At 59.1% G+C, this 25,897-nt stretch carries 23 protein-coding genes and 1 tRNA gene; 13 read left to right on the top strand and 11 right to left on the bottom strand.

Annotated features, from left to right (window positions below):
• Window positions 1-42 precede the first annotated feature (42 nt).
• The gene (rpoZ, locus tag A6U86_RS01885) at window positions 43-444 is read right to left on the bottom strand and encodes a DNA-directed RNA polymerase subunit omega (protein ID WP_068385571.1); all 402 of its coding nucleotides are present in this window, start codon (window positions 442-444) and stop codon (window positions 43-45) included.
• 311 nt (window positions 445-755) lie between these two features.
• Here rpoZ and A6U86_RS01880 point away from each other — a divergent pair, with 311 nt between their 5' ends.
• Window positions 756-1,337: an NYN domain-containing protein gene (locus tag A6U86_RS01880; RefSeq protein ID WP_068385569.1), complete on the top strand. Its 582-nt coding sequence runs from the start codon at window positions 756-758 to the stop codon at window positions 1,335-1,337.
• 81 nt (window positions 1,338-1,418) lie between these two features.
• On the opposite strand, the gene smpB is transcribed toward A6U86_RS01880, so the two are convergent.
• On the bottom strand, window positions 1,419-1,898 hold the full coding sequence (gene smpB, locus A6U86_RS01875) for an SsrA-binding protein SmpB (RefSeq protein WP_068385567.1): 480 nt from the start codon (window positions 1,896-1,898) through the stop codon (window positions 1,419-1,421).
• A 138-nt stretch (window positions 1,899-2,036) separates the two neighbouring features.
• Window positions 2,037-2,921: a 4-hydroxy-tetrahydrodipicolinate synthase gene (gene dapA, locus A6U86_RS01870; protein ID WP_068385565.1), complete on the bottom strand. Its 885-nt coding sequence runs from the start codon at window positions 2,919-2,921 to the stop codon at window positions 2,037-2,039.
• Window positions 2,922-3,138: 217 nt separating this feature from the next.
• Here dapA and A6U86_RS01865 point away from each other — a divergent pair, with 217 nt between their 5' ends.
• Entirely contained in the window at window positions 3,139-5,193 is a 2,055-nt protein-coding gene (locus A6U86_RS01865) for a lytic transglycosylase domain-containing protein (protein WP_068385562.1), read from the top strand.
• A gap of 182 nt (window positions 5,194-5,375) precedes the next feature.
• Window positions 5,376-6,269: an alpha/beta fold hydrolase gene (locus A6U86_RS01860; protein WP_068385559.1), complete on the top strand. Its 894-nt coding sequence runs from the start codon at window positions 5,376-5,378 to the stop codon at window positions 6,267-6,269.
• A 213-nt stretch (window positions 6,270-6,482) separates the two neighbouring features.
• Here the strand turns inward: A6U86_RS01860 and A6U86_RS01855 are convergent, their stop codons facing one another.
• Entirely contained in the window at window positions 6,483-7,550 is a 1,068-nt protein-coding gene (locus A6U86_RS01855; protein WP_068385549.1) for a porin, read from the bottom strand.
• Between the two features lie 468 nt (window positions 7,551-8,018).
• Entirely contained in the window at window positions 8,019-9,080 is a 1,062-nt protein-coding gene (locus A6U86_RS01850; RefSeq protein WP_068385546.1) for a porin, read from the bottom strand.
• A gap of 830 nt (window positions 9,081-9,910) precedes the next feature.
• Between A6U86_RS01850 and A6U86_RS01845 the strand changes: the two genes are divergently transcribed.
• Together A6U86_RS01845 and A6U86_RS01840 are read left to right on the top strand one after the other, a co-directional pair.
• Complete coding sequence (locus A6U86_RS01845) at window positions 9,911-10,447, top strand: dihydrofolate reductase family protein (RefSeq protein ID WP_068385543.1); 537 nt, start codon at window positions 9,911-9,913, stop codon at window positions 10,445-10,447.
• Window positions 10,448-10,491: 44 nt separating this feature from the next.
• Window positions 10,492-11,031 carry a TetR/AcrR family transcriptional regulator gene (locus A6U86_RS01840; RefSeq protein ID WP_244509817.1) on the top strand — a complete coding sequence of 180 codons (540 nt, stop codon included), beginning with the start codon at window positions 10,492-10,494 and terminating at the stop codon, window positions 11,029-11,031.
• A gap of 6 nt (window positions 11,032-11,037) precedes the next feature.
• Here A6U86_RS01840 and A6U86_RS01835 read toward each other — a convergent pair.
• The 3 genes from A6U86_RS01835 to A6U86_RS01825 form a co-directional block, all read right to left on the bottom strand.
• Window positions 11,038-11,127 (bottom strand) — tRNA-Ser (locus tag A6U86_RS01835).
• 128 nt (window positions 11,128-11,255) lie between these two features.
• Complete coding sequence (locus A6U86_RS01830; protein WP_068385536.1) at window positions 11,256-12,473, bottom strand: NAD(P)/FAD-dependent oxidoreductase; 1,218 nt, start codon at window positions 12,471-12,473, stop codon at window positions 11,256-11,258.
• 169 nt (window positions 12,474-12,642) lie between these two features.
• On the bottom strand, window positions 12,643-13,761 hold the full coding sequence (locus tag A6U86_RS01825; protein WP_068385533.1) for a Gfo/Idh/MocA family protein: 1,119 nt from the start codon (window positions 13,759-13,761) through the stop codon (window positions 12,643-12,645).
• A 231-nt stretch (window positions 13,762-13,992) separates the two neighbouring features.
• Between A6U86_RS01825 and A6U86_RS01820 the strand changes: the two genes are divergently transcribed.
• The 5 genes from A6U86_RS01820 (at window position 13,993) to iolB (ending at window position 20,716) form a co-directional block, all read left to right on the top strand.
• Entirely contained in the window at window positions 13,993-14,865 is an 873-nt protein-coding gene (locus A6U86_RS01820) for a MurR/RpiR family transcriptional regulator (protein ID WP_068387687.1), read from the top strand.
• A gap of 179 nt (window positions 14,866-15,044) precedes the next feature.
• Window positions 15,045-16,979 (top strand): 5-dehydro-2-deoxygluconokinase, encoded by a 1,935-nt coding sequence (gene iolC, locus A6U86_RS01815; protein WP_068385530.1) that lies wholly within the window; start codon window positions 15,045-15,047, stop codon window positions 16,977-16,979.
• A gap of 90 nt (window positions 16,980-17,069) precedes the next feature.
• Window positions 17,070-18,920, top strand: coding sequence for a 3D-(3,5/4)-trihydroxycyclohexane-1,2-dione acylhydrolase (decyclizing) (gene iolD, locus A6U86_RS01810; RefSeq protein ID WP_068385527.1), 1,851 nt, complete (start codon window positions 17,070-17,072; stop codon window positions 18,918-18,920).
• Window positions 18,921-18,987: 67 nt separating this feature from the next.
• The gene (gene iolE / locus A6U86_RS01805; protein WP_068385524.1) at window positions 18,988-19,902 is read left to right on the top strand and encodes a myo-inosose-2 dehydratase; all 915 of its coding nucleotides are present in this window, start codon (window positions 18,988-18,990) and stop codon (window positions 19,900-19,902) included.
• Between the two features lie 16 nt (window positions 19,903-19,918).
• On the top strand, window positions 19,919-20,716 hold the full coding sequence (iolB, locus tag A6U86_RS01800; RefSeq protein ID WP_068385520.1) for a 5-deoxy-glucuronate isomerase: 798 nt from the start codon (window positions 19,919-19,921) through the stop codon (window positions 20,714-20,716).
• Between the two features lie 226 nt (window positions 20,717-20,942).
• Here iolB and A6U86_RS01795 read toward each other — a convergent pair whose 3' ends face one another.
• The gene (locus A6U86_RS01795) at window positions 20,943-22,310 is read right to left on the bottom strand and encodes an MATE family efflux transporter (protein ID WP_068385517.1); all 1,368 of its coding nucleotides are present in this window, start codon (window positions 22,308-22,310) and stop codon (window positions 20,943-20,945) included.
• A 65-nt stretch (window positions 22,311-22,375) separates the two neighbouring features.
• A complete protein-coding gene (locus A6U86_RS01790) occupies window positions 22,376-22,810 on the bottom strand; it encodes a glyoxalase superfamily protein (RefSeq protein WP_068385514.1) in 435 nt (144 codons plus the stop codon).
• A 309-nt stretch (window positions 22,811-23,119) separates the two neighbouring features.
• Between A6U86_RS01790 and A6U86_RS01785 the strand changes: the two genes are divergently transcribed.
• Window positions 23,120-23,512, top strand: a complete 393-nt coding sequence (locus A6U86_RS01785; RefSeq protein WP_068385511.1) for a PilZ domain-containing protein — start codon at window positions 23,120-23,122, stop codon at window positions 23,510-23,512.
• Window positions 23,513-23,525: 13 nt separating this feature from the next.
• Here A6U86_RS01785 and A6U86_RS01780 read toward each other — a convergent pair whose 3' ends face one another.
• Window positions 23,526-24,452 carry a LysR family transcriptional regulator gene (locus tag A6U86_RS01780; RefSeq protein ID WP_083196706.1) on the bottom strand — a complete coding sequence of 309 codons (927 nt, stop codon included), beginning with the start codon at window positions 24,450-24,452 and terminating at the stop codon, window positions 23,526-23,528.
• Window positions 24,453-24,547: 95 nt separating this feature from the next.
• Here A6U86_RS01780 and A6U86_RS01775 point away from each other — a divergent pair, with 95 nt between their 5' ends.
• Window positions 24,548-25,099, top strand: a complete 552-nt coding sequence (locus A6U86_RS01775; RefSeq protein ID WP_068385508.1) for a carboxymuconolactone decarboxylase family protein — start codon at window positions 24,548-24,550, stop codon at window positions 25,097-25,099.
• A gap of 84 nt (window positions 25,100-25,183) precedes the next feature.
• Window positions 25,184-25,807, top strand: a complete 624-nt coding sequence (locus A6U86_RS01770) for a pyridoxamine 5'-phosphate oxidase family protein (protein WP_068385505.1) — start codon at window positions 25,184-25,186, stop codon at window positions 25,805-25,807.
• Window positions 25,808-25,897: the final 90 nt, after the last annotated feature.

Here is a 25,897-nt window from a genome sequence, read left to right as displayed (position 1 = left end):
CCCTCATCATATCGCTCCTGACCGGAGCATCAAGCTCGACGATCAGTAATCGTCGCTTTTTTCCGGCGGAACCAGGCCTTCGATGCCGGCCAGCAGTTCTTCTTCCGACATCTGGTCGAAAGTAACGGCTTCCGGAGCATCTTCTTCTTCGTCGCTCGAGGCAGACGCACCGCCGGCGGCAAGAAGGCTTGCCGGATCGGGCTCGGGCTCATCGATTTCGACATGCTTCTGCAGCGAATGGATCAGGTCTTCCTTGAGATCGTCTGGTGACAGCGTCTCATCGGCGATTTCGCGCAGGGCGACAACAGGGTTCTTGTCGTTGTCACGGTCGATCGTGATCGAGGACCCTTGCGAAATCAGGCGAGCGCGGTGGCTGGCGAGCAATACGAGCTCGAACCGGTTCTCAACTTTATCAATGCAATCTTCTACTGTGACACGGGCCATTGCCTGTCCTTTGCGGTCGTGATGTCGTCATCATGTCTCGGAGTAGCACGCCGATACAAGCAAACGATGGCAAATTCAAGTTTTTCCTGTTTGAGCGCCTACGCACCGTCGGGAAAAGTGCTAAAATTCTCCGCGACAAGCGATGAATTCTATCTTAGGTTGCTTGGAATATCACCTTTCGTGCCCTAAGTCTCGGTTATATGAATAGTTCATAAAGTAATACGAATTATTCTGCACTGCAGCATAAGGCATTGTTTTAGCTGAACTTTGAATAAAGATATTACGTTTTTGTAACAGTGGATATGTAAGCGATGTTTGACCCACGCGAGAAAATTGCACTTTTTATAGACGGCGCCAACCTCTACGCTGCATCCAAGAGCCTCGGCTTCGATATTGACTACCGCAAACTCCTGAAAGCCTTCCAGAAGCGCGGCTATCTGCTGCGCGCCTATTACTATACGGCCCTTATCGAAGATCAGGAATATTCGTCGATCCGCCCGTTGATCGACTGGCTCGACTATAACGGTTACAAGGTCGTCACCAAGCCGGCCAAGGAATTCACCGACTCCATGGGACGCCGCAAGATCAAGGGCAACATGGACATCGAGCTGGCGATCGATGCCATGGAACAGTCCGAAACCGTCGACCATCTGGTGATTTTCTCCGGCGATGGCGATTTCACCACGTTGGTCGAAGCGCTGCAGCGGCGCGGACGCAAGGTTTCGGTGATTTCGACCATGGCAACCCAACCGCCGATGATCGCCGACGATCTGCGCCGGCAGGCCGACCATTTCATCGACCTTGTGTCGCTGAAAGCCGAAATCGGCCGCGAGCCCTCCGAGCGGCCACACCGATCGGCAGAGGTCAGTCACGCGGAAGCGGACAGCGAATAAAGCCGAAGGCTTTCGGCTCTATCTCTTTGTTTTTACGCATTTCCGGACGGAAAACCGCTGCGCACTTTTCCTGGAAATGCTCTAGCGGTTATCTTTCAGCAGCCGGCTCTTTTGCCGGTTCCAGTCACGCTCTTTTTCGGACTCGCGCTTGTCGTGGAGTTTCTTACCCTTGGCGAGTGCCAGCTCAAGCTTCGCACGGCCATTGTCGTTGAAATAGATCTTCAACGGCACCAACGTCATGCCCTCGCGATTGATGGCAGACCGCAACCGGCCGATTTCGCGGCTGGAAAGCAATAGTTTACGGCGCCGGCGCGGCTCGTGATTGAAGCGGTTCGCCTGCAGATATTCCGGCAAATAGGAATTGATGAGCCAGATCTCGCCGCCTTCGTCGGAAGCGTAGGATTCGGCGATGTTAGCCTTGCCTTCGCGCAACGACTTGACCTCCGTGCCCATCAGCACGAGCCCGGCCTCATAGGTATCGATGATCTCGTAGTTGAAGCGTGCCTTGCGGTTTTCCGCCACGATCTTCTTCACGACGCGTTGGCTGCCTTTGGGGGCCATGATTCTTCTTCTTTTCTTGGTTCATTCCGGCGGCAGCCGTCGGCGCGCCAAATTCCTGCACCTTAAATAAGCGAGACCGCCCTCCTTGTGAAGAGAGAGCGGTCTTATAGAGAGTTTCCCCGGTACGCTTGCCTGTCGTCAGTTCAGCAGACCAGCATGGCGCAGCGCCGCATCGATTGCAGCTTCCGTGCCCGGCTCCAGGGTCGACAAAAGCGGCGAACGTACATTGCGGCTCATGCGGCCAAGGCGCGAAAGGCCGTACTTGGCGCCACAGAGGCCGGGCTCGATAAAGATCGCCTTGTGCAGCGGCATCAAGCGGTCCTGATATTCCAGGGCCTTGGCATAATCACCCGCAAGCGTTGCCGCCTGGAACTCCGCACAGAGGCGCGGAGCGACATTGGCCGTCACGGAAATGCATCCGATACCGCCATGCGCATTGAAGCCGAGCGCCGTCGCGTCTTCGCCGGACAGCTGGCGGAAATCACGACCGCAGGTAATGCGCTGTTCTGAAACGCGCTCGATCTTGCCGGTGGCATCCTTGACGCCGACGATATTGGCATGGGCCTTCGCGAGCGCGCCCATGGTCTCCGGCGTCATGTCCACAACCGAACGACCCGGAATATTGTAGATATAGATTGGCAGCTTCACGGCTTCCGCGACAGCTGCGAAATGAGCGTACAGGCCCTTCTGCGTCGGCTTGTTGTAATATGGAGTAACCACCAGCACAGCATTGGCTCCGACCTTCTCGGCATGCTGGGCAAGCTCGATCGCTTCGCGCGTATTGTTCGAGCCCGCACCGGCCATAACAGGAACGCGCTTGTTCGCCACTTCGATGGAGAGCTCGACGACACGCTTGTGCTCGTCATGCGACAGGGTCGGCGATTCACCGGTCGTGCCCACAGGCACCAGACCGCGGCTACCCTCTTTTATCTGCCACTCGACATGGGATGCGAACGAAGCTTCATCCACCTTGCCGGCATCAGTAAAGGGCGTAACGAGAGCGGGAATGGACCCCTGGAACATGCAAGTCTCCTAGCGGCATAGCCTTCATGCTTCAGCCGCAATCCATGGTTATGAATCCGCGCACCATAAAGCGCCGTCTTGCTGGCGACAAGCACGCTTTGAACGGTGAGCATCAGTTTCCGATATGATAATTGATTGAAATTCGAAGCACCGGTAAGGTTTCGTTAATATAGCATTTGGCAAATGGAAAGGGCCTGATTGTTTTGTGAGTAGCCGGATGAAGAAACCTGTGACGATCTGGACCGTTGTCGGCTTGGCGGTCGCGTGGGGCGCGTTTGCCTCGCAGCTTCCCGGTAGACAGACGACAGCCCGCAGTGATGCCGATGTGGCCATGGTGGTGCCGGACCCGATGAGCACTGCCGCGATCCCGCTCGGCTCCACGGTGGCGCCCGTGAGCAGCGACCTGAAGGCTGGTCTCGACGCACTTTCCAACAAGAATCCGATGCAGGCGATCGCTGTTCGCAACAGTATGACCGACGGTACGCTTGATCGCCATATCCTGACCTGGGCGATCGCAACTTCGGGCCAGGCCGGTGTCCCCTCGGGTGAAATAGCAGCTGCCGCAAGCGAGCTTGTGGGCTGGCCCGGGCTTGGCAGCCTGCGAGCCAACTCGGAGCGAGCCCTTTACGCCGAAAATCCGCCGACGGATCAGGTCCTTGCCGCATTCGGCAGCACCCAGCCGGAAACCGTGGAAGGCTCTATAATCCTTTCGCGCGCCCTGATGGCACGCGGCTCATCGGCGCCGGCTGCGAAATTGATCCGCAAGATCTGGCGCAACGAACCCCTGGACAAGCCGCTCGAAGACAAGATCCTCGCGGAATTCTCAAGCCTGCTTTCGCCCGCCGATCACAAGGCCCGCATGGACTATCTGCTTTATCGCGATCGCACGGCACAGGCGAAACGTTTCGGTGACCTTGGCAAGGCACAATCGCTCTACAAGGCCTGGGCAGCGGTCAATGATCGTTCCGGCAAGGCAGATGCGCTGATCGCATCCATGGATGCGCAATGGCGCAAGGATCCCGCCTACCTCTTCATGCGGATCGAAAACCTGCGCCGCCAAGACAGATATGACGACGCCGCCAGACTTCTGGCGCAGATGCCGCGCGACCGCAGCGTGCTCGTCAACCCCGGGCAATGGTGGAACGAGCAGCGCATCGTCAGCCGCGGCCTGGTGGACCAGGGCGATTTCAGCGACGCCTATCGCGTTGTCGATGCCAATGTCGCCGAAAGCCCGCAGGATATTGGCGAAGCCGAGTTCCATGCCGGATGGTATGCACTACGTGGCCTCAAGGACGGCGCGACCGCCGCGGCGCATTTCCGCAAGATCCTTCAGGTGTCGAACGGGCCGATCTCACAGTCGCGCGCCTGGTATTGGCTAGGTCGTGCGGCCGACGCGGGCGGCCCCGGAAAAGCCGCCGACCTCTATGCCAAGGCCGCCTCCTATCCGAGCACATTCTACGGCCAGCTCGCGGCCGAAAAGCTCGGCCGCAGGATGCTTGATGTCACCTATCCATCGCCGTCAGCTCAGGATAGGCAGCGATTCCAGGCACGCGAGGCTGTGCAGGCCATATCGCGCCTGGAGGCAGCCGGACATGGCTGGCGTGCCGAGGCGCTCTATCGTGCACTGGCGAAGCAATTGGAGAGCCCTGGCGAGATCGCCATGCTGGCGGCTCGCGCAGAGCGCTCCGGCAACCATCAGCTCTCGTTGCAGATCGGCAAGATCGCCTATGGTCGCGGCGTCGACGTGGCGGCGCTTGCCTTCCCGATCGGCGTCATTCCGGCCAACGCCAATATTTCCGGCTCCGGCAAGGCCCTTGCCTATGCCATCGCTCGGCAGGAGAGCGCCTTCAATCCGGCGGCGGTGTCTTCGGCCAACGCACGCGGCCTGCTGCAATTGCTGCCGAAGACGGCCAAGGCGGTTGCCGGGCGGCACGGCATGGCTTACTCCGCCGAGAAGCTGACACAGGATGCCGGCTATAATGCTACGCTCGGCGCCCATTATCTCGGCGAGCAGATCGACACCTTCGGCGGTTCTTACATCCTTACCTTCATCGCCTACAATGCCGGCCCGAACAAGGTGCCGGAATGGATCAGCCGCTATGGCGACCCGCGCGGCAAGTCGATCGACGAGGTCATCGACTGGATCGAGCGCATCCCCTTCCCCGAGACACGCAATTATGTGCAACGGGTGATGGAGAACTATCAGGTCTACAAGACGCGCCTCGGCCAGAAGGCCGATATCGTGCACGATCTCGTCAACGGTCGCGGCTAGAGCATTTTCGCTTTTCTTCGAATCGCGAAAGCGCCCTATCTCTTTGTTTTTACGCATTCCGGGCGGAAAACCGCCGCGCACTCTTCCTGGAAATGCTCTAGACGGCAGCCTCAACCGCGGTTGTGCATGCTGTCGAAATGACGTTACATCCCGAGTGATATTCCAAGCACGAGGCACGATGTATGCGCAGCGACGACGAAAGCGGCTTCCTTGCTCGAACGATACCAGCCCAGGACGGGCTAAAGCTCTATGTTCGAGACTACACAGGCGATGAAACAGCAACGCGAGCGCGGCCACCCGTCATCTGCCTGCCGGGCCTTACCCGCAATTCGCGGGATTTTCATCAATTGGCGCTGCTGCTGTCGCAGCACCCGACCACGCCTTACAGAGTGATCACGCTCGACGCCCGTGGGCGTGGCCGGTCCGAACGCGATGCGGATAAATCCCACTACAATCTCGCCGTCGAAGCCCAAGACGTTCTGACCATCTGTGCCGCGCTTGGTATCCCACAGGCCAGCTTCATCGGCACATCACGCGGCGGTCTCGTCCTGCATGTGCTGGCGGCGAGCCGTCCGGATATTCTGAAAGCGGTCATTCTCAATGATATTGGCCCTGTCCTCGAGAAGGTCGGGCTTACCGACATTCGCGACTATCTGAACCGTGACAGGAAACCCGCCGATCGGGATGATGCGGTCAACATCCTGCGGGAAAATCATGGCAGCGCCTTTACCGCACTCGGCGACGAGGATTGGCAGGACATGGCGCGGGCAATTTACGCTTTCGAGAATGGCAAACCTATTGCCGATTACGATCCTGCCATCGCCGCGCAGATGCAGGCACTCGACCTTGAGGCGCCGCTTCCGGACCTTTGGGCGCAGTTCGAGGGCTTCAAGGACATTCCGCTGATGGTGATTCGCGGTGAGAATTCAAAGCTGCTGACCGCCGCCACGACGGACGAAATGGCGCTGCGCCATCCAGGAGCGACCATCAAGGTGATCGCTGGACAGGGACATGCTCCCATCCTGCATCTCGGCGACATTCCGGATGCAATTCACTCGTTTCTTTCGGCAGCTTGACGGCTCAAGCCTGGCGCACTTCCAAGAATATTGCACAGCGGTTTTCCGGCAGGAATACGTAAAGAAACAAGAAGATAGAGCGTTTTCGCTATTCGAAGAAATAGCGGAAATGCTCTGGACAAAAGGAAAGGCCCGGTTGGGAGAACCGGGCCAGTTTTTATCTGATCGGAGGTCAGATCAGAAAATCTATGCAATCTGATTCGGTGAACCGAATTAGAATACGCGCTGGAAGCGAAGGATGCCGGCCCAGGTGTCTTTGTTGACGGAGTCATAGTTCGTGTAGGTCACTTCCGGCTCTACGAGCAGGTCCTTGACCGGGTTGAACTTGAGGTTCGTCGTAGCGGAGAAGGTCTTCAGGTCGTCATAAGCGAGCTGAACGTTCCACTTGAGCTTTTCGTTGATCGGAACGCTTGCGCCGCCCCAGAGAGCCCAGTCACCCCAGCCGATACCAGCACCACCAGCACCAGCGTACTTGTTGAGCTTGCTGCCGTCGGTGTTGTAGCCGCCCATGATGAACGCGGAGAGAACGCCGAAGTCGGCATCGATGCGAGCCTTGACTGCGCCTTCTTCAACGATCGAGTCGTAGCCGCCTACGACGCGGAACTGCCAGGCACCGGCCTTGTAGCCAGCACCGGCGACAACGTCCGGAGCGTAGTGGTCAGAGCTGTCTTCGCCGTTTGCACCCTTGGCACCCGTGCCGGAATTGGAATCTTCCAGCGAGATGACTGCGGTGAAGCCGTTGCCAGCATCATAGGTGTAGGTGAGCTGGTTCAGTTCGTCGGTACCGTTGATACCGTATTCGATCACGTCGTCGTTGATGACGTCGCCGGCGTAGCCGAGGAAGGTCGAATAGACCGAATCGTTCTTACCAACGAGGAAACCACCGAGGCTGATGTTAGCCCAGAGCAGCTTGCTGGTGGTTGCGCCGCCGTCATTCCAGTCCCAACGATAGACCGTGGAGGTCTTCAGCGGGCCGTATTCGGTGTCCGATGCGGTCGAAATTCTCAGCTCGGCGCGGGTATGCCAGTAGGTGCCACGGGCGCTTTCGTCCTGGCCAGCCTTGTAAGCGTTGTACCAACCGCCTTCGGTACGGACCTGACCGCCGACCTTGAGGCAGGTTTCGGTGCCTGGAATGAAGAAGTAGCCAGCACCATATGCGTCGCAGATGCGAACGTATTCCAACGGCTCGGGCTCAGCAGCAACGATAGCGTCGGCTGCATGAGCACCGGAAACTGCTGCCAGCGCAGCAGCGGAGCCGAGAAGAAGGCTCTTGATGTTCATAGTAACTCCAGTTTCAATATCAATTAGGTATGAGTCTTCACGCCGCGAAAATCGACGCGCCCCACCCCACCTAGATTTTAAAAGTTGACCCCTGATCTGGGAGAACCAAGACAGTAAGCCTTGCTTCCGATTTGGAACCTACAGATCGTTTTTTTCAGAGCAATATCAGATACAAACTATCCGCATTTATGACGCGTGTTTCAAAAGGTGCGTTGCACAAAAATCACGTCGCAAAACTGTCATAACATCGCCACGTTTGAAGCGGGACTCTACTTCAGATTACCTTTAAAAAAGACACAACTTACAAGGCGATATTGGACAAGCAAATTTCCTAACCCCGAAACGGCGAGGTTACTCTTTCCAATACTCAAAAAACTTCGCTTTCAGCACAATAAAAAAGCCCGGCCAAAAGGCCGGGCTTTTCTCTCACCGAAGTGAGAAATCTCATATGACCGAGGTCAGATCAGATTAGAATGCACGCTCGAAGCGGAGGATACCAGACCACTGATCCTGATTGATGGAGTCCCAGTTGGTGTAGGAAACTTCCGGACGGACGGTCAGGTTCTTAACCGGGTTCCAGGTCAGGTTCGTCGTAGCGGCGAAGATCTTGGAGTCGGTGTAAGCGAGCTGAACGTTCCACTTCAGCTTTTCGTTGATCGGAACGCTTGCGCCACCCCAAAGGGCCCAGTCACCCCAGCCGATACCAGCTGCATCGCCGGCGCCGTTCGAACCAGCGTACTTGTTCAGCTTGTCGCCGTCCGTGTTCCAGCCGCCCATCAAGAAGGCCGAGAATGCGCCGAAGTCAGCGTCAACGCGAGCCTTGATAGCGCCTTCTTCAACGATCGAGTCGTAACCGCCGACGACCTTGAAGCCCCATGCGCCAGACTTGAAGCCAACACCGGCGACAACGTCAGGAGCGTAGTGATCGGAGCTGTCTTCGCCGTTCGAGCCGGTTGCGCCAGTGCCAGAGTTGGTGTCTTCGAGCGAGATAACAGCGGTGAAGCCGTTGCCTGCATCGTAGTTGTAGGTGATCTGGTTCAATTCGTACGGGCCGTCATAGACCACGTCGTCGTTGATGACGTCGCCGGCGTAACCGGTGAATACGTTGAACTCGGAGTCTTCCTTACCAACGGTGAAACCACCGAGGCTGATGCTGGCGTGCAGCAGGTTGGTCTTCGTGCTGTTGCCGTCGTTCCAGTCCCAACGAATTTCGGTGTTGGTCTTCAGCGGACCGTATTCGGTGTCGCTTGCGGTAGCGAGGCGGAGTTCAGCACGAGTGTGCCAAAGCGTGCCCAGACGGCTGTTCGGGTTGTAGGCATCGTACCACTGACCTTCGGTACGAACCTTACCGCCGATCTTGAGGCAGGTTTCGGTGCCCGGGATGAAGAAGTAGCCAGCACCGTAAGCGTCGCAGATGCGAACGTACTCAAGCGGCTCCGGCTCAGCAGCTACAATAGCGTCAGCTGCGTGAGCACCGGAAACTGCTGCAAGCGCAGCAGCGGAGCCCAGAAGAAGGCTCTTGATGTTCATATTGACCTCCAGTCAAAGTTTTAATCGAGAATGAGAACTACCCGAAGGTATTCCCTGTCCCATCCTCGCGTTTCAAGAAGTGGACGATCAATCGCCCTCGCTTCCGAGGTTGAAAATACAAGACGCGCTCTGTCACGCAATCGACATCTTCTCGGAATGGGTGATTTGCGTAAGCCTTCCGTAAGTCCTGTTGCCGAAAGGACACAAAACGACAGCCGCGCCCCAATATAGATTTAGACTTCGTTAAGAAAATTCTTATGTCACGGGCACTTACGCGGTCGGATCAAATATTGCCGAAGAAACACAGCCCGGCGGCCAAATCAGCCATTTCTTAGCGAATTGAAGGATTTGGAGAGGTGCGCCCGCCGATTTGCTGCTTTTGCCCTTGCGATTGCAGGTGGTGGACAGGCCGGAAGCCGTCCCGGGCGGCGTCCCAAATCGAGGCACGCCTCAAATTGATTCTATCCCAGCCGATTCGATATCGGTAACTTGCGCCGGTGATGACCGACATTATAGCCATCTTGCGGTCGCAGAAGTCGCGGACATGACCACACGGTAAAGCCATTGGCCTAGGCTTTGAATGTCTGCTCCGTTCAGATGACGGTCTTCAGCCTGCTTGATGTCGACCGAAATGTCTCGCCTTTCTACAAGGGCCAGCACGATCCGCGTATCCTGTTCAGCGTGAGATGACTGTCACGTCGATAGGCCATGTCTTGCGACGACTGGTGATGTCGGGCGGATCTGCCGTTCTCAAGCAGTCCGCTCGTCGCCGGGAATTGACCGCTCACCTCGATTCATAATTATACACCGTATAATTTAGGAGACGAAGGATGATCACGGGTCACGTTTTTATAGCAACCAGCCTGGACGGTTTCATCGCTCGCGATGACGGCGACATAGAATGGCTGCTCAAGCATGACGCTTCAGACGAGGATCACGGCTACAATGACTTCATAGCTGATATCGACGCTATCATAATGGGCCGGGGCACGTTCGACACGGTGCGCGACATGAAGCCGTGGCTCTACGATCGCCCGGTGCTGGTTCTTTCTTCCACCCTGGCGGAACAGCCGGTGCCCGCTGACCTTATCGGCAACGTCCGCTTCGCAGAAAAGTCGCCACGGCAAGCCATGGCGATGCTCGACGCGGAAGGATGTCGTCGTGTCTATGTCGATGGAGGACGTGTTATCCAATCCTTCCTGCTGGAAGGGCTGATCAGCGACCTGGTGATTACCCGCGTCCCCATATTGCTCGGCAGCGGCCGCCCCTTGTTCGGCCCGCTGGGGAGCGACATTCATTTGAGGCATGTGGGCACCCGTCCATTTCCTTCCGGGCTGGTGCAATCGACCTATGCGGTCACACAATGACCCAGCAAAGCCGAGGCAGGCCACGCGCCGACGGAGAAAACGAGTTGCCGGCTAAAATCCTTGCGGAGGCCTTGGCTCTTTTGGACAGCGAGGGCTTTGAACGCCTGACAATGCGGGCGGTGGCCAAGCGCGCGAACGTCAACCCGATGACGATCTATCACCACTTCAAGGATCGGGACGGATTGATTGGCGCCTTGGCAGACATCGTCTATGCAGATGTCGTTTCGCCGTCGGAAGGCGCCGCTCGATTTCGAATAGAGGGCCTGCTCAAAGCATATCGAACAAGGGTGGTGCGCCACCCCGGCCTGACGCTTGCCATTTTCAACCAGTCAGCCGAGCTCCCTGACCACGCAAGACGAATCACGGACAATCTCACGAAGCTGCTGGAAGACCTTGGCCTTTCGCCGTCGCGCGCTCTGCTTTGGGTGCATATACTCGTGGACTATACGCACGGCGCAGCGCTTGCTGCGGCGATAGGCGGAAGGAACGGCAGCTCATTGAGCGCGGCAATCGACGAGGAACTTGGAAACTACGAACGCGCGATCACAGAATTGCTGGATCGTCTTGAAGCTTGGCGCGAATGATAGGAATGGCGGAGAAGATGGGATTCGAACCCACGATACCATCTCTGGTATACTCCCTTAGCAGGGGAGCGCCTTCGACCACTCGGCCACCTCTCCGGTGCGGCCCTGATAGGGCCATTCATTTATCGACGCAAGCGCTTTTTCGCCTTCACGCACGTTCTTCCCGAGATTCGGCAACAGCCGGTTGCCGAATGGCATGCGCTCCCGCGGGTGCGAAAACGATCTCAAGCCAATAGTTGCTTGAGGTCGACAGCGGGATCGGAAAGAATCGCTTTGGACGGATTGACGCCGGTTTCCAGAAGCTTCTTGCCGGTCACATAGGCCTTTGCGTCATTGACGGCGTCGACGGCGATGAAGCGGCCCTGCTTGAAATACCAGACCGAGGCCGCACCTTCACGGGTGCCGGGACGCAGAAGCGTTTCGTCATAGCCGAGGTTGAAACCAGCGATCTGCAGCTTCACGTCATATTGATCTGACCAGAACCATGGCTTCGGATCATAGGCCTTGTCGCCGCCGGCAATGATTTCGGCTGCGGCATCCGCCTGATCGACCGCGTTCTGAACCGATTCGAGCCGGATACGACCGCCTTCCCATGGCAACTCGACGCAATCGCCCATGGCAAAGATCGACGGATCGGAGGTGCGGGCGAAGGAATCGACAGTAATGCCGTTGCCGACCTCAAGACCCGCTTCCTTGGCCAGCCTGTCATTCGGGGCAACGCCGATGCCGACGACGACGAAATCGACATCGATCGTCGACCCATCGGAAAGCTCCGCGCCGACGACATGGCCATTGCGGCCGACGAGCTGCTTCAGCCCGGTCTTTTCGCGAATGACGACATCATGCTTCTGATGGATTGCCCTGAAGATGTCTGCCGTTTCCCTAGCGGCGACGCGCTGCAGGATTCGGTCGCTCATTTCGATCAGGGTCACTTCCAGGCCGCGATGGCGCGCAACGGCCGCGGCTTCCAGGCCGATATATCCGCCACCGATGATGAGGACGCGGCGTCCGGGGCGCATTTCGCCCGCAAGAAGGTCGGCATCGCGCTTGTCGCGGGCGAGATAGACACCTTCGAGCGCACCACCCACGGAGGGCGGCAAGCGGCGTGGCGTGGATCCTGTCGTCAGCGCCAGTGTCTCGTAATCCAGCCTGGAGCCGTCCTGCATGACGATCTGCTTTGCGGCACGATCGATCTGCTCGACCCAGGTGGACACGCGGATCTCAACATTGTTGTCCGCATACCAATGCTCCGGACGAAACAGCAGACGATCGAAGCTCATTTCGCCGAGCAGATATTTCTTGGTCAATGGCGGCCGCTGATAGGGAAGGTTTTCTTCCGCGCCAACGATGGTGATCGGCCTCAAATCACCCAGCCCACGCAATTTGGCAGCAAGCGCAAAACCCGCCTGCCCGGCCCCGACAATGACCAATCTGCCCGTCACGATCCGTACTCCATTGTTATTATAGCGATCCACCTGCTGTTATTATAGCGATCCACCTGCCTGATGCAGGAAGACGCGCTTATGGGCCTCAGGGGTAACGCTTGCACCTGCAAGCGTCAATCATGACTGACCCTGCACCCCGGATCGGGAGAAAATTAGGCCGAAAGGCTCAGCTTGCGATTTCGATCCAGCGCCGCTCATGGAAGGAACGGGCCATGGCATGGACCGATTTTTCGATACGCAGGCCATCTGCGAAAGCCACGACCGACGCAGGCTCGCCGGAAATGGCACGGATCAGCTCGCGGCATTCGATGATCTTCAGGTCGTTGAAGCCGAGACCGTGGCCGGGCGCCGGGATGAAGCGGTCATAAGGCTTGTGGGCGGGAGCGGCGAGAACCTTGCGGAAACCCTGTTCGCTATCCCTGCCCTCGGCCTGATAGAGTTCGAATTCGTTCATGCGCTCCTGATCATAGGAGATCGAGCCTTTGGAGCCGAAGATCTGCAGGGCGATCCGACCCTTGCGCCCCCAGGCAGAACGATTGGCCATCAGCACAGCCGAGATGCCGCCGCCAAGCCGCATCAGCACATTGGCGAGATCGTGATTTTCCACAGTACGGCTGCCGCCGTCCTTCAAGGGCCGCTCCGCATAGGGTTTCACCATATCGGTGATGACGGCATCGACATGACCGAACAGGAACCACAGCAGGGAGAGCGGGTGCACGGCGAAATCATCGAGAGCACCGTAGCCGGAGGCAAGCTCGCTCTTCCAGTAGAACAGGCCGTTCGGATCGGCCATGAAATCCTCGTCCATCTCGACGCGCACGTGGTTGACCGCGCCGATCGCGCCGTCCTCGATCAGCGACTTGATATGCCGCATCACCGGGTTCTGGATATAATTGTAGCCAAGAATGGCGACCTTGCCCGAAGACCTGGCTGCGGCCAGCATGCGTTCGGCATCGCCAAAGGCGGGCGCCATCGGCTTTTCGCACCAGACATGCTTGCCGGCCTCCAGGGCCGCAATCGCCATTTCCGGATGGAATTGATTGGGTGTCGTCACGGAAACAACGTCGACATCGGGATCGGCGATGAGGTCGCGCCAGTCAGCCGTCGCCTTCGCGAAGCCGAATTCGTCGCCCCTCGCCTTTGCCAGATCGGCATTGGCCTCGGCCAAATGCACCAGGCGGGGCCGCGCAACGTCACCAAACACGGTCTTCACCGCATTCCACGCCAGCGCATGGCATTTGCCCATGTAGCCGGTACCGATCAATCCAACGCCCAACGGCTTCATTTGCCCACTCTCCTCAAATCTTCTCCCGAAGCTGGGCGATTTTTGGAATATTTAGACCGTTTTGACAAGCGCGCTGTCGGGGGCGCCATCATGGAAACCGCCATAAAATCCAAATTATCTGTTTTAAATCATTCTGTTAAAAATATTCGTGCCGAGTAAATCAAAATCCGCTATCGTTGCAAATATGGAATGTTTGTTTCATTGACTGATAAGGCGGCGGAAGGACGGGGCATGGACAGCAGCATCGACACGCAGATCAGGGTGCCGCGCGACTTCGAAAGCCTGCGCAGCATCGTCATAGAGCGCAAGAGCGCCATGCCGAAGCGCCTTGCGCAGGTCGCCGCCTTTGCCCTTGCCAATCCCGACGAAGTCGCCTTTGGCACAACAGCCAGCATTGCCGCAGCGGCAGAAGTCCAGCCGTCGACGCTGGTACGGCTCGCCCACCATCTCGGTTATGAAGGTTTTTCCGATCTGCAGAGCATCTTTCGCGAGAGGCTGCGCGAGCGGACGCTGAGCTATGAAGAGCGGCTGGTGACGCTGGAACGCTCCGGCATCAAGGACGAAGAGGCCGGCATTCTCTCCGGCTTCCTGTCCGCCGCCAGCCAATCGGTCAACAAGCTCGCCGCCACCATCGAGACCGAGACCTTTGCCAAGGCAATCGACGTGCTCGCCGCCGCCGAGACGATCTATCTCATCGCCAAGCGCCGCTCCTATCCGCTGACGGCGCATATGACCTACGCCTTTTCGAAGCTGAACATCCGCCACCAGATAGTCGCTTCGCCGAATGGAATCGACAGCGAGATCACCCGCTTTGCCACCGAAAAGGATGCGGCGATCGCGGCGAGCTTTTCGCCCTATGCCGCAGACAGCCTGGCGCAGGCGGAGGACCTCGCCTCGCGCAACGTGCCCGTCATCGCCATTACCGATTCGGCCTTCTCGCCGCTCACCGCCTGTGCCACTCATTGGTTTGAGGTGGCCGAGGCGGACTTCGCCGGTTTCCGCTCTATGTCGGCATCGATGGCTCTGGTCATGGCCTTCCCGGTCGCCATAGCCGAGCGCCGGCGAAAAGGCATGGCAAAAGCCGATAAAACCAAAATGGAATAAACATTCCGAATTGACAAATTCTCGGAACCGATGTTTCACTACAACCAAGATCGCGGCCATAAAACATAGCCCGCCGATCCACCGCAACCGGGACGAAACGAATACCGGCACTTTCAATAACGCATGATCTCGGCGAAAGCTGAAGAGCAAAAGAGGTCATGCATGGACGGGAGGACATCATGGCACACGATAATCCGGGCGCTCGGCCGGAGGCGAAACTCGATGTGATTACCATCGGCCGCTCTTCCGTCGATCTCTATGGCCAGCAAATCGGCTCACGGCTGGAGGATATTGCCTCCTTTGCCAAGTCGGTCGGCGGCTGCCCGGCGAATATCGCCATCGGCACAGCGCGGCTGGGGCTGAAATCCGGCCTCATCACCCGCGTCGGCGACGAGCAGATGGGCCGCTTCATCCGCGAACAGTCGGCGCGCGAAGGTGTTGCCGTCGACGGGATCGCGACAGACAGGGAGCGCCTGACAGCGCTGGTGCTGCTTGCAGTCGAGGCCGAGGGCGTCTCGCCGATGATTTTCTATCGCTCCGACTGCGCTGACATGGCGCTCGATGAAAGCGATATCGACGAAGATTTCATCAAATCCTCCGGCGCCGTTCTGGTCTCCGGCACGCATTTTTCAAAACCCAACACCGAGGCAGCGCAGCGCAAGGCGATCCGCATTGCCAAGGCGAATGGCCGCAAGGTGCTCTTCGATATCGATTACCGGCCGAACCTCTGGGGCCTCGCCGGTCACGCTGAAGGCTTCGAGCGCTATGTGAAATCCGATCGCGTGTCCGCCAAGATGAAGGAGACACTGCCGCATTGCGACCTGATCGTTGGCACGGAAGAGGAGATCATGATCGCCTCGGGTGCGGATGATGTGCTTGGCGCACTGAAGGAAATCCGCCGTCTTTCGTCTGCGGTCATCGTGCTGAAACGCGGCGCCATGGGCTGCATCGTCTATGACGGGCCGATCTCGGACGATCTTGAAGCCGGTATCGTCGGCGAGGGATTCCCGATCGAAGTCTTCAACGTGCTCGGCGCCGGCGATGCCTTCATGTCCGGCTTCCTGCGCGGCTTTCTGCGCGGCGAACCGCTGAAGACTTGCGCCACCTGGGCAAATGCCTGCGGCGCTTTCGCCGTCTCCCGCCTGCTCTGCTCGCCGGAATATCCGACCTGGACCGAACTCGACTTCTTTCTTAAGACGGGCAGCAAGCACCGGGCGCTGCGCAAGGACGAGGCAATCAACCACGTTCACTGGGCGACGACCCGGCGTGGCGACGAGATCCCGCTGCTGATGGCGCTTGCCATCGATCATCGCTCGCAGCTCGTCAGCGTTGCCGACGAACTGGGCATCGGCCATGACAGGATCGTTGCCTTCAAGCGGCTGGCCGTCGAGGCGGCGGCGCGCGTTGCCGACGGTCGGCCTGGCTATGGCATGCTGATCGATGAACGTTTCGGCCGCGATGCCTTCTTCGATGCCGCGACCAAGAATTTCTCCTGGATTGGACGGCCGGTCGAGCTGCCGGGATCGAAGCCGCTGAAGTTCGAATTCAGCCAGGATATCGGTTCGCAGCTCGTCGAATGGCCACTCAACCATTGCATCAAATGCCTGTGCTTCTACCATCCGGACGATCCAGCGGACTTGAAGGCGGAACAGCAGGAGAAGCTGCGGACGCTGTTCGAAGCGGCGCGCAAGGTCGGCCGCGAGCTTCTGGTCGAGATTATCGCCAGCAAGAACGCTCCCCTGACCGACGACACGATCCCAACTGCCATGGAAGAGCTTTACGCACTTGGCATCAAACCGGACTGGTGGAAACTGGAGCCGCAGGAATCGACCGCCGCGTGGAAAAAAATCGATGCCGTGATCGCCAAAAATGATCCATGGTGCCGGGGTATCGTGCTGCTGGGTCTGGAGGCGCCGGCGGAGGAATTGATCCGTAGCTTCGAGGCAACGCTGGCCGCACCCTCGGTCAAGGGTTTCGCCGTCGGGCGGACGATCTTTTCCGATGTGGCCCGCGCCTGGCTGTCGGGCAGCATGAATGACGAGGAAGCGACTGCCGACATGGCCGGCCGCTTCCGGCAATTGACACAGGCGTGGCTTAAAACCCGCGGCCTTTGAGATTCTGGAGCAATTCCAGCAAAAGTGCATAGCGGTTTTGCGTCCGGAATTGCTTAAAACTAAAGAGATATGGCATTTGGGAGGCGCCCGATGGGCAAGACGATCCGACTGACGATGGCACAGGCCGTCACGCATTTCCTCAAGAAGCAGATGACCATCATCGACGGGCAGAAGCAGCCGATCTTCGGCGGCGTCTGGGCGATCTTCGGTCACGGCAACGTCGCCGGCATCGGCGAAGCGCTCTATCAGGTGCGCGAGGAATTGCCGACCTATCGCGCCCACAATGAGCAGGGCATGGCCCATGCCGCCATCGCCTATGCCAAGGCAAGCTTCCGCCAGCGCTTCATGGCCTGCACGACATCGATCGGCCCTGGCGCGCTGAACATGGTCACCGCCGCCGGTGTTGCGCATGTCAACCGCATTCCCGTTCTCTTCCTGCCCGGCGACGTGTTCGCCAACCGCGCCCCCGATCCGGTGCTGCAGCAGATCGAGGATTTCGGCGACGGCACCGTTTCGGCCAATGACGCCTTCCGTCCGGTCTCGCGCTATTTCGACCGCATCACCCGCCCAGAGCAGATCATCTCGGCCTTGAAGCGCGCCATGCAGGTGCTGACCGATCCCCTTGATTGCGGCCCGGTGACACTCTCGCTTTGCCAGGATGTGCAGGCGGAAGCCTTCGACTATCCGGAGAGCTTCTTTGAAGAGCACGTCTGGACCCAACGCCGCCCGCAGCCTGACGCAGACGAGCTTGCCAATGCCATCGCGCTGATCCGCAAATCGGAAAAGCCGGTCATTCTTGCCGGCGGCGGCGTGCTCTATTCGCAGGCGACCAAGGAACTTACGGCTTTTGCGGAAGCGCACGGCGTGCCGGTCGTGGTGACGCAGGCCGGTAAGTCGGCGATCAACGAAACGCATCCGCTAGCGCTCGGTTCGGTGGGTGTAACCGGCACATCGGCCGCAAACGCGATCGCCGAAGATACAGATCTTGTCATCGCCGTCGGCACGCGCTGCCAGGATTTCACCACCGGCTCCTGGGCGCTGTTCAAGAACGAAAAGCTGGCGCTGATCGGCCTCAATATCGCGGCCTATGACGCGTTGAAGCACGACAGCCACCCCTTGGTGACGGATGCGCGTGAGGGGCTGAAGGCACTCGACGTGGGCCTTGCCGGCTGGAAGGCTCCGGCAGCGCTTGCCGAGAAGGCTGCCCGGGAAAAGAAGATCTGGATGGAAGCCGCCGCCAAGGCGATGGCGGCCACGAATGCCGCCCTGCCCTCCGATGCCCAGGTGATCGGTGCGGTCGCACGTACCCTTGGTGGCGAGAAAACTACCGTGCTTTGCGCCGCTGGCGGCCTGCCCGGCGAACTGCACAAGCTGTGGCCGGCAACTGCGCCCGGCAGCTACCACATGGAATACGGCTTCTCCTGCATGGGCTACGAAATCGCCGGCGGACTTGGGGCGAAGATGGCCCATCCGGAAAAGGAAGTCGTCGTCATGGTCGGCGACGGCTCCTACATGATGCTGAATTCCGAACTGGCGACCTCGGTCATGCTCGGCCTGAAGCTGACGGTCGTGTTGCTCGACAACCGCGGCTATGGCTGCATCAACCGGCTGCAGATGGCCACAGGTGGCGCGAACTTCAACAATCTGCTGAAGGATTCGTACCACGAAGTGATGCCGGAGATCGATTTCCGGGCGCACGCGGCCAGCATGGGCGCTATCGCCGTGAAGGTTTCCTCCATCACCGAGCTGGAACAGGCGATCGAAGCTTCCAAGAAGAATGATCGCACTTCGGTCATCGTCATCGATACGGATCCGCTGATCACCACGGACGAAGGCGGCCATTGGTGGGACGTCGCCGTTCCCGAGGTCAGCCCGCGCGCCGAGGTCAACAAGGCCCGCGCCGCTTACGAGAAGGCCCGCGCCGCCCAGCGCATCGGCTAACTGATGTCAGACACTTTTCCGGAGGAGCTGAGACGCTCCTCCGACACTATTTTCAAGGAGACCATTGATGAAGGCCAAACTTGGCATGTCGCCCATCGCGTGGTGGAACGACGATCTTCCGGAACTGAGCGACGACGTATCCCTAGAAGAATGCTTGCGGCAATCGCGCGGCGCCGGCTTCACCGGCATGGAACAGGGCCGGCGCTTCCCAAGCAACCCGGATGAGATGCTGCCGATCCTGCGCGCCGCCGACGTCACGCTCTGCGGTGGCTGGTTCTCCGGCACACTCGTCAACGAGGAGCTTGCCGCCAACAAGGACCGCATCGCTCCGATGATCGAGTTGTTCAAGGCCGTCAACGCGCCCTGCATCGTCTATGGCGAAGTCGGCCGCTCCATCCAGGGCGACCGATCCAAGCCGCTCGCCACCAAGCCACGCCTTTCGGATGACGAGATGAAGGCCTATGCCCGCCGCGTCACCGAATTCGGCGAATGGTGCGCCGCGCAGGGCATGCCGCTCTCGTACCACCATCACATGGCGGCTGTCGTCGAGACCGAACCGGAGCTGGACGCCTTCATGCGCAATTCCGGCGAAGGCATTCCGCTTCTGCTCGATGCCGGTCATCTCGCCTTTGCCGGCGGCGATGTGCTGCGCGCCATCGACAACCACCATGCCCGCATCAACCACGTCCACGTCAAGGATATCCGCAAGCCTGTCGTCGACGGCCTGGATCGCAGCCGGCAGTCCTTCCTGGATGCCGTAGCGCTCGGCGCATTCACGGTTCCGGGCGACGGCTCGCTCGATTTCGGCGCCATCGTCAAGCGTCTGGCCGGTTACGGCTATGAAGGCTGGTTCGTGGTTGAGGCCGAGCAGGATCCGCGCAAGGCGCCGCCGCAGAAGATGGCCGAGATCGGCCATGCCGAATTGATGCGCGTCATGACCGCGGCGGGCTACACCGTGGAAACCGAAGGTTTTCCCAAGTAAGCAAGGAACAACGTCCATGCCAAATCTCAAGGTCAAACCTGATGGCTCCCATGGCCGCGTCACCCATGTCACGCCTGAAAGCGCCGGCTGGACCTATGTCGGCTTCGACCTCCACCGTCTGAAGCCGGGCGAAACGGCTTCGGCCGAAACCGGCGATCGCGAAGTCTGCCTCGTCTGGATCAGCGGCAAGGGCAGCGCCAAGGCGGGTGCGAAGGATTTCGGCCTGCTCGGCGGCCGCATGAGCCCTTTCGAGGGAGCGCCGCATGCGCTCTATATTCCGGCGGGTTCAAGCTGGTCGGTGACCGCGGAGACCGATCTGGAACTGGCTGTCTGCTCGGCTCCGGGCGGCGGCTCCTATGAAGCCCGCGCCATTCCACCAGGCACCCATCCGGCATTGACACGCGGCAAAGGCACCAATGTCCGCCACGTCAACAACATCATGCCGGAAGACGATGGTGCGGCGCATTCGCTGCTGGTCGTGGAAGTGATCACGCCGGGCGGCCATACCTCCTCCTATCCTCCCCACAAGCACGATCAGGACAATCTCCCGAACGAAAGCTTCCTCGAGGAGACGTATTACCATCGCCTCAACCCGCCGCAGGGTTTTGGCTTCCAGCGCGTCTATACCGACGACCGTTCGCTGGATGAGGCCATGGTGCTGGAGGATGGCGATGTGACGCTGGTGCCGAAGGGGTACCATCCCTGCGCAGCCTGCCACGGCTATGATCTCTACTATCTCAACGTCATGGCCGGACCGAAGCGCATCTGGAAATTCCACAATGCGGTAGAACACGAATGGCTGCTCAAGTCCTGAGGTCGTGTCGCGATTATTGACCATCCGCCCTCGTGGTTCGAGACGGCCCTTTGGGCCTCCTCACCATGAGGGCTAGTTTCCTGCGCAAGGCAGCACACTGAGCCAGCTTCACAGGACAGATGCGCCCCATCCTCACCCTGAGGAGCGAAGCCTCGAAGGGCGAGGATGATCCCAAGCTTTCACAACAATGGAAAAGGCCGCGCCCGAAAGCGCGGCCTTTTCCATTTCATGCAGGCAGCAGGCCATAGCGCCATTTCCGATCCCTGGCATTGCGCGACAGCACCAGCCAGGTGAGCAGGATCATCCCTGCTTCCGCGAAGATGGGCGTCATCCATATCCCCCGTTCGCCGAAGACGAACGGTAGCAGGAATGTCAGCGGCAGGGTGAACAGATAGGACCGTGACAGACCGAAGATCGCGCCACGCTTGGCATCGCCGATCGACTGGAAATAGGACGACAGGATGATCGCCTGGCCGAAGAGGAAATAGGCACCGATCGTCCAGGGCAGGATGCGGCCGACCTCTGCGACGATCAGCGGATCGGCCACGAAGATCGAGCCCATATGCGCCGCCAGCAGTTCGACGATAAGCTCGATTGCCGCACAATAAACCAGCGCCGAAATCATGGCGATGACAACGCTATGGCCGACGCGCGCCGGAAGCGCGGCACCATGATTATGGCCCGATATGGTCTGCAACGCGATGCTCAAGCCCAGCAGCGGCAGATAGGCGAAAGTCATCACTCGCGTCACGATGCCATAGGCGCCGACGGTCGAGACATAATCCCCCTCATGCCAGATCGACACATTGAAGAGGATGGCAGCCGAACTCAGCGAAATGCCGATGAAGCCGAGGCTCATCGGCGCGCCGAAGGCAAAGATGCCGCGCCATTCCCGCGCATGCAGGGCCATATCGACCCAGAGACCATTCGGCCGACGCAGGCGATAGATGACGACGATCGCCAGGCAGATGAACTGCGCCAGGATCGAGCCGCCGGCCGAGCCAACCACGCCCCAGTGAAAGACGGCCATCAACAGCCAGTTTGCCAGGATGTTCAGCAGCGTCGAGGCAAGCGTCACCAGCGTCATGAAACCGAGCTTTCCTTCGCAACGCAGCCCATCGAGATGCACGGACAGGAAGAAGCTGATCGGCGCGAAGGCGACCATGACGCCCATGAAGGCCTCGGCGCTGCGGGCGACATCGGTATTTCCCGCCGCAGCCACGGCAATGAACTGCCGGGCTGCGAGCCAGTAGACGAGATTGATGACAATCACGACCGCGATTGCGAGCGTATGGGCGCCGGTAAACACGGATCTTGCCCCTGCGCGATCCCCCGCCCCGAGGCGGCGGGCGAGGATGCTCGCCATGCCGTTTGACACCAGTGTCTGCAACGCGACCAGCAGCATGAGCGCGGGAAAGATGAGGCTGACCGCCGAGAGCGCCTCGGCACCGACATAGACGCCGAGGAAATAGGCGTCGACGACGGCAAAAAGGCCGCTGACCGTGGTGATGACGATGATTGGCGCGGCAGTCTTGGCGAAGACGCCAGGCAGCCAGCCGGTGAGGAACATATTGTTTTCGGTATGACGGGTCATGGTGGTATCCGGACAGAATCACGCGTTATGGGCGAAGATAGGGATCTATCGATGAAAGAGGAATGTCAGATGTCGAGCACGAGATGCGGCAGGCCATTCGACGTCCTGCGCGGCGAAATGCCGTCGGCATCGACCTGAGCGTTGATGCGCTGGCGGAAGGCCGAGAAGCTCTCGAACTCCACCACATCAACCGGTTCGTCGAAGTGAATGGTGATCCTGTAGAGCCCGCCTGATTTCGCCGACATTGCCACCACCTTGCCCGTGAAAGGCTTGTTCAGGTAGCGGCCGCGCACGGCGGAGCCGACATCGAAGGGCGCGTCAGGCCCATCATTCGGTTTTGCCGCGAGCGCCGACAGCGTGTTCCAGTCACGCAGGCCATGCTGCTTTGCGATCAGCTCCAGCGCCGTCGAGTGGCTCAACTCATCGCCGCGCTCGGCCATGGCCTGACGCAGACGTCGGGCCTGTGCCTTCAATTCATCTATGGACGGGTACGTCGTCATAGGATCAGCCTTTACCAAGGCACGCAATTACGACCGTGAAACGGGGCTCGCATTACCGTCAGTCAGCATGCCTCAAGTGGCTGTGACCAAAACTGCGAGAACTTCACCTTGGATTTTCATCCGCGAGCGGCAGGCGCCTCGAACCGAGGTTTCCTATGATCGAAGCCGATCTTGCTGTCAAGATGCCCCCAAATCGGCACAAACGGCGAACCCGTTAAAATTCTACCAATGCAATTGACGCTTCCGCAAAACCTCCGTGCAAGGTTCGTGGTGTAACCGAGATGAATTCGGTCTGTTCTTAAACAGGGAATGACAATGCTTCGCGCAACGCATCTGGCGAAAGTCAAATCCGAAGTCTACGAACGGAGTTGGGAGCGGTTCTATGTCCAGCGGCCCGCGCGTCTCGTAGCCGTACGTCCCTGTCTGACCGGCATCTCGATGCGCAGCGCCGAGATCGTCGATATCTCGCGCGGCGGCGCGAGCTTCGTGGTGGCCACGACCGTCGGCCTGCCGACCCACTACTACCTGAACATTCTCGGCCTCGCCTATCGTATCGCCTGCGCCGAAGTCAGCCGCAACGGCAACCGCGTCCATGTTCGCTTCATCAACCTGATCGAGCCGGAGACATTGCGCCGCGTCGTGCGCGCCGATTTCATGATCGGCAATGCCGAAGCGCTCGCCGCACGCGGCAGGAAACGATAGGTCCAGATCTCGGTTATGGAGCAGCAGCTCCCGGCCGACCAAGCCTCTCCTTGAGCCGCGAGGCTGCAAAATCCAGGAAAGCCCTGACTTTCAGCGCCATAAGTCCTCGCGACGGATAGACCAGACTGACTGGCCACGGATCCTGCTCGGCATCATCGAGAACGGTTTTCAATCGCCCTTCGGATATGAGCTGCCTCACCTGATAGGAAAGCACGCGGGCAAGGCCGAGGCCGCCGACCGCGGCGTCGATGGCTGCTTCGGCGGTGTCGACGACCAACCGGGACCGGATTGGAGCGCTGATGTCCGATTGTCCGTTTCGGAAGGTCCAGGATTTTACCGACATCAGATTTTCGAAGGTGATGCAGTCATGCAGCCGGAGATCGTCCGGGCTTGCAGGCGTTCCCCGTTCCGCCAGATAGCCGGGACTTCCGCAAATGACCTGCCTGACCTCCCCCACGCTGCGAAAGACCAGACTGCTGTCGGGCAATTTGCCGATCCGAACAGCCAGATCGACATGCTCTTCGGGCAGGTCGATCAACCTATCGGACTGGATGAGCCGGACGTCGATCTCGGGATAGGTCTTCAGAAACTCGGTGATGACGGGCAGGACGTGCAGCCGGCCGAAGACGACCGGCGCGGTGATCGTCAGGCTGCCCTTCGGGGCCTTGAACTCGCCCGCAGCCGTGCGCTCCGCCTCGGCGATATCCTCCAGAATGCGCCTGCAGGACGCCACGTAGGTCTCGCCTGTCTCAGTCAGGATCAGACCGCGCCCGGCGCGCTGAAACAGGCGCGTTCCAAGGTGGCTCTCAAGCTCCGATACTTTGCGGCTCACGGTTGCCAGTGGCAGGCCAAGATTACGGGATGCAGCGGAGAGGCTTCCGGCGTCCACGACGGAGAGAAGAAGGGACATGGCTTCGAGACGATCAGGCATGACTTCCATAAAATGAGAGGATTATTCCTAAAAGTAGCAGATATTCGCATAAAGCGGAAGGAAGTACGGTACCAGCATCAAATCTCCAAGCGAAAGGCAGTTCCATGTCCCGCATCGCAATCCCCGCCACGATCGAAGCCGTTCCGATCGCCTCCCAGCAGATGCTGTCGGCCGTCAAGCAGCAGCTTGGCGTTGCTCCCAATCTCTTTCGTCTGATGGCAGTCAGCCCGCAGTCTCTGGAAGGTCATCTCGGACTTTTCGGCGCGCTTGGAAAGGGGAAGCTCTCGGTCCAGACCCGTAACCGGATCGCGCTCGCCGTCGCCGAGATCAACGGCTGCGACTATTGCCTTTCGGCTCACACCTATCTCGGTCACAACCTTGCCAAACTCGACGATGCGGAAATGCAAGCCAACCGGGACGGCAAGTCCAACGACCCCAAGGCTGACATTGCGGTCCGCTTTGCCGCCAAGGTGGCTCGTGAACGCGGGAGCGTCGAGGCGAGCGACGTGGAGATGGTGAAAACGGCCGGATATGACGACGCCGAAATCATCGAGATCGTTCTCCACGTCGCGCTGAACACATGGACGAATTATCTCAACAAGGTGGCAGGCACCGAGATCGATTTTCCTGTGGTCACGGCGAGGAAAGCAGCCTGATGCGCACCGATAGAGCTGCCCTCACCGGCAGCCGAGCCATAGATCGAATTTACTTAAATCACGATGAGTGATCAGGAGTTGGCGATGTCCGATTCAAATCTGGAGTTTTCAAGCGATGTCGCCTTCACTCCTTCGGTGAAGGCCATTCAGAGCCGCAAGGGTTCCAGGCGCGGCTATGAGAGAATGGAAATCGGCGGGTCTTGGCAGACCGATATCACCGCCGAGATTGCCGGATTTATCGAGAGCCGCACAAGCGCGTTTCTGGCGACGGCAAATGCCGCGGGCCAGCCCTATATCCAGCATCGCGGCGGCCCGGCCGGCTTTCTGAAGGTCCTTGACCGAAAGACGATCGGCTTTGCCGATTTCGCCGGAAATCGCCAATACATCACGCAGGGAAACTTGGTCGAAAATCCCAAGGCTCATTTGTTCCTGATGGACTATACGTACCGGCAGCGCGTCAAGATCTGGGGCGAGGCAAGAGTGGTCGAGGGCGATGCCGAGCTCGCCGAACGCCTGTTTCCCGAGGGTTACAAGGCCCGTGTCGAACAGGTGATCCTCTTCACCGTAACCGCGTGGGATGTGAACTGCCCGCAGCACATACCGCAGCTTATCGATGCCGCCACCGTCCAAGCTTTGCTGGCGGAGAAGGATCGCAAGATCGCCGAACTGGAAAGCCGGATCGCGCAGATGTCCGCGCCGCTGGGATAATGATGGCTTTGGCATCGCGAATAGCGTGATCCGGAGACAATGTTTTCAGTGGCTCGCCCAAGATGGTTGATGGCCAGGTGGCCGCAACCG

Origin of the sequence: Rhizobium sp. AC27/96 (assembly GCF_001692325.1) — a bacterium.
Classification (GTDB): Bacteria; Pseudomonadota; Alphaproteobacteria; order Rhizobiales; family Rhizobiaceae; genus Rhizobium.
The sequence above is the reverse complement of the archived record's forward strand: the minus strand, read 5'-3'. Positions and strand labels throughout refer to the sequence as shown.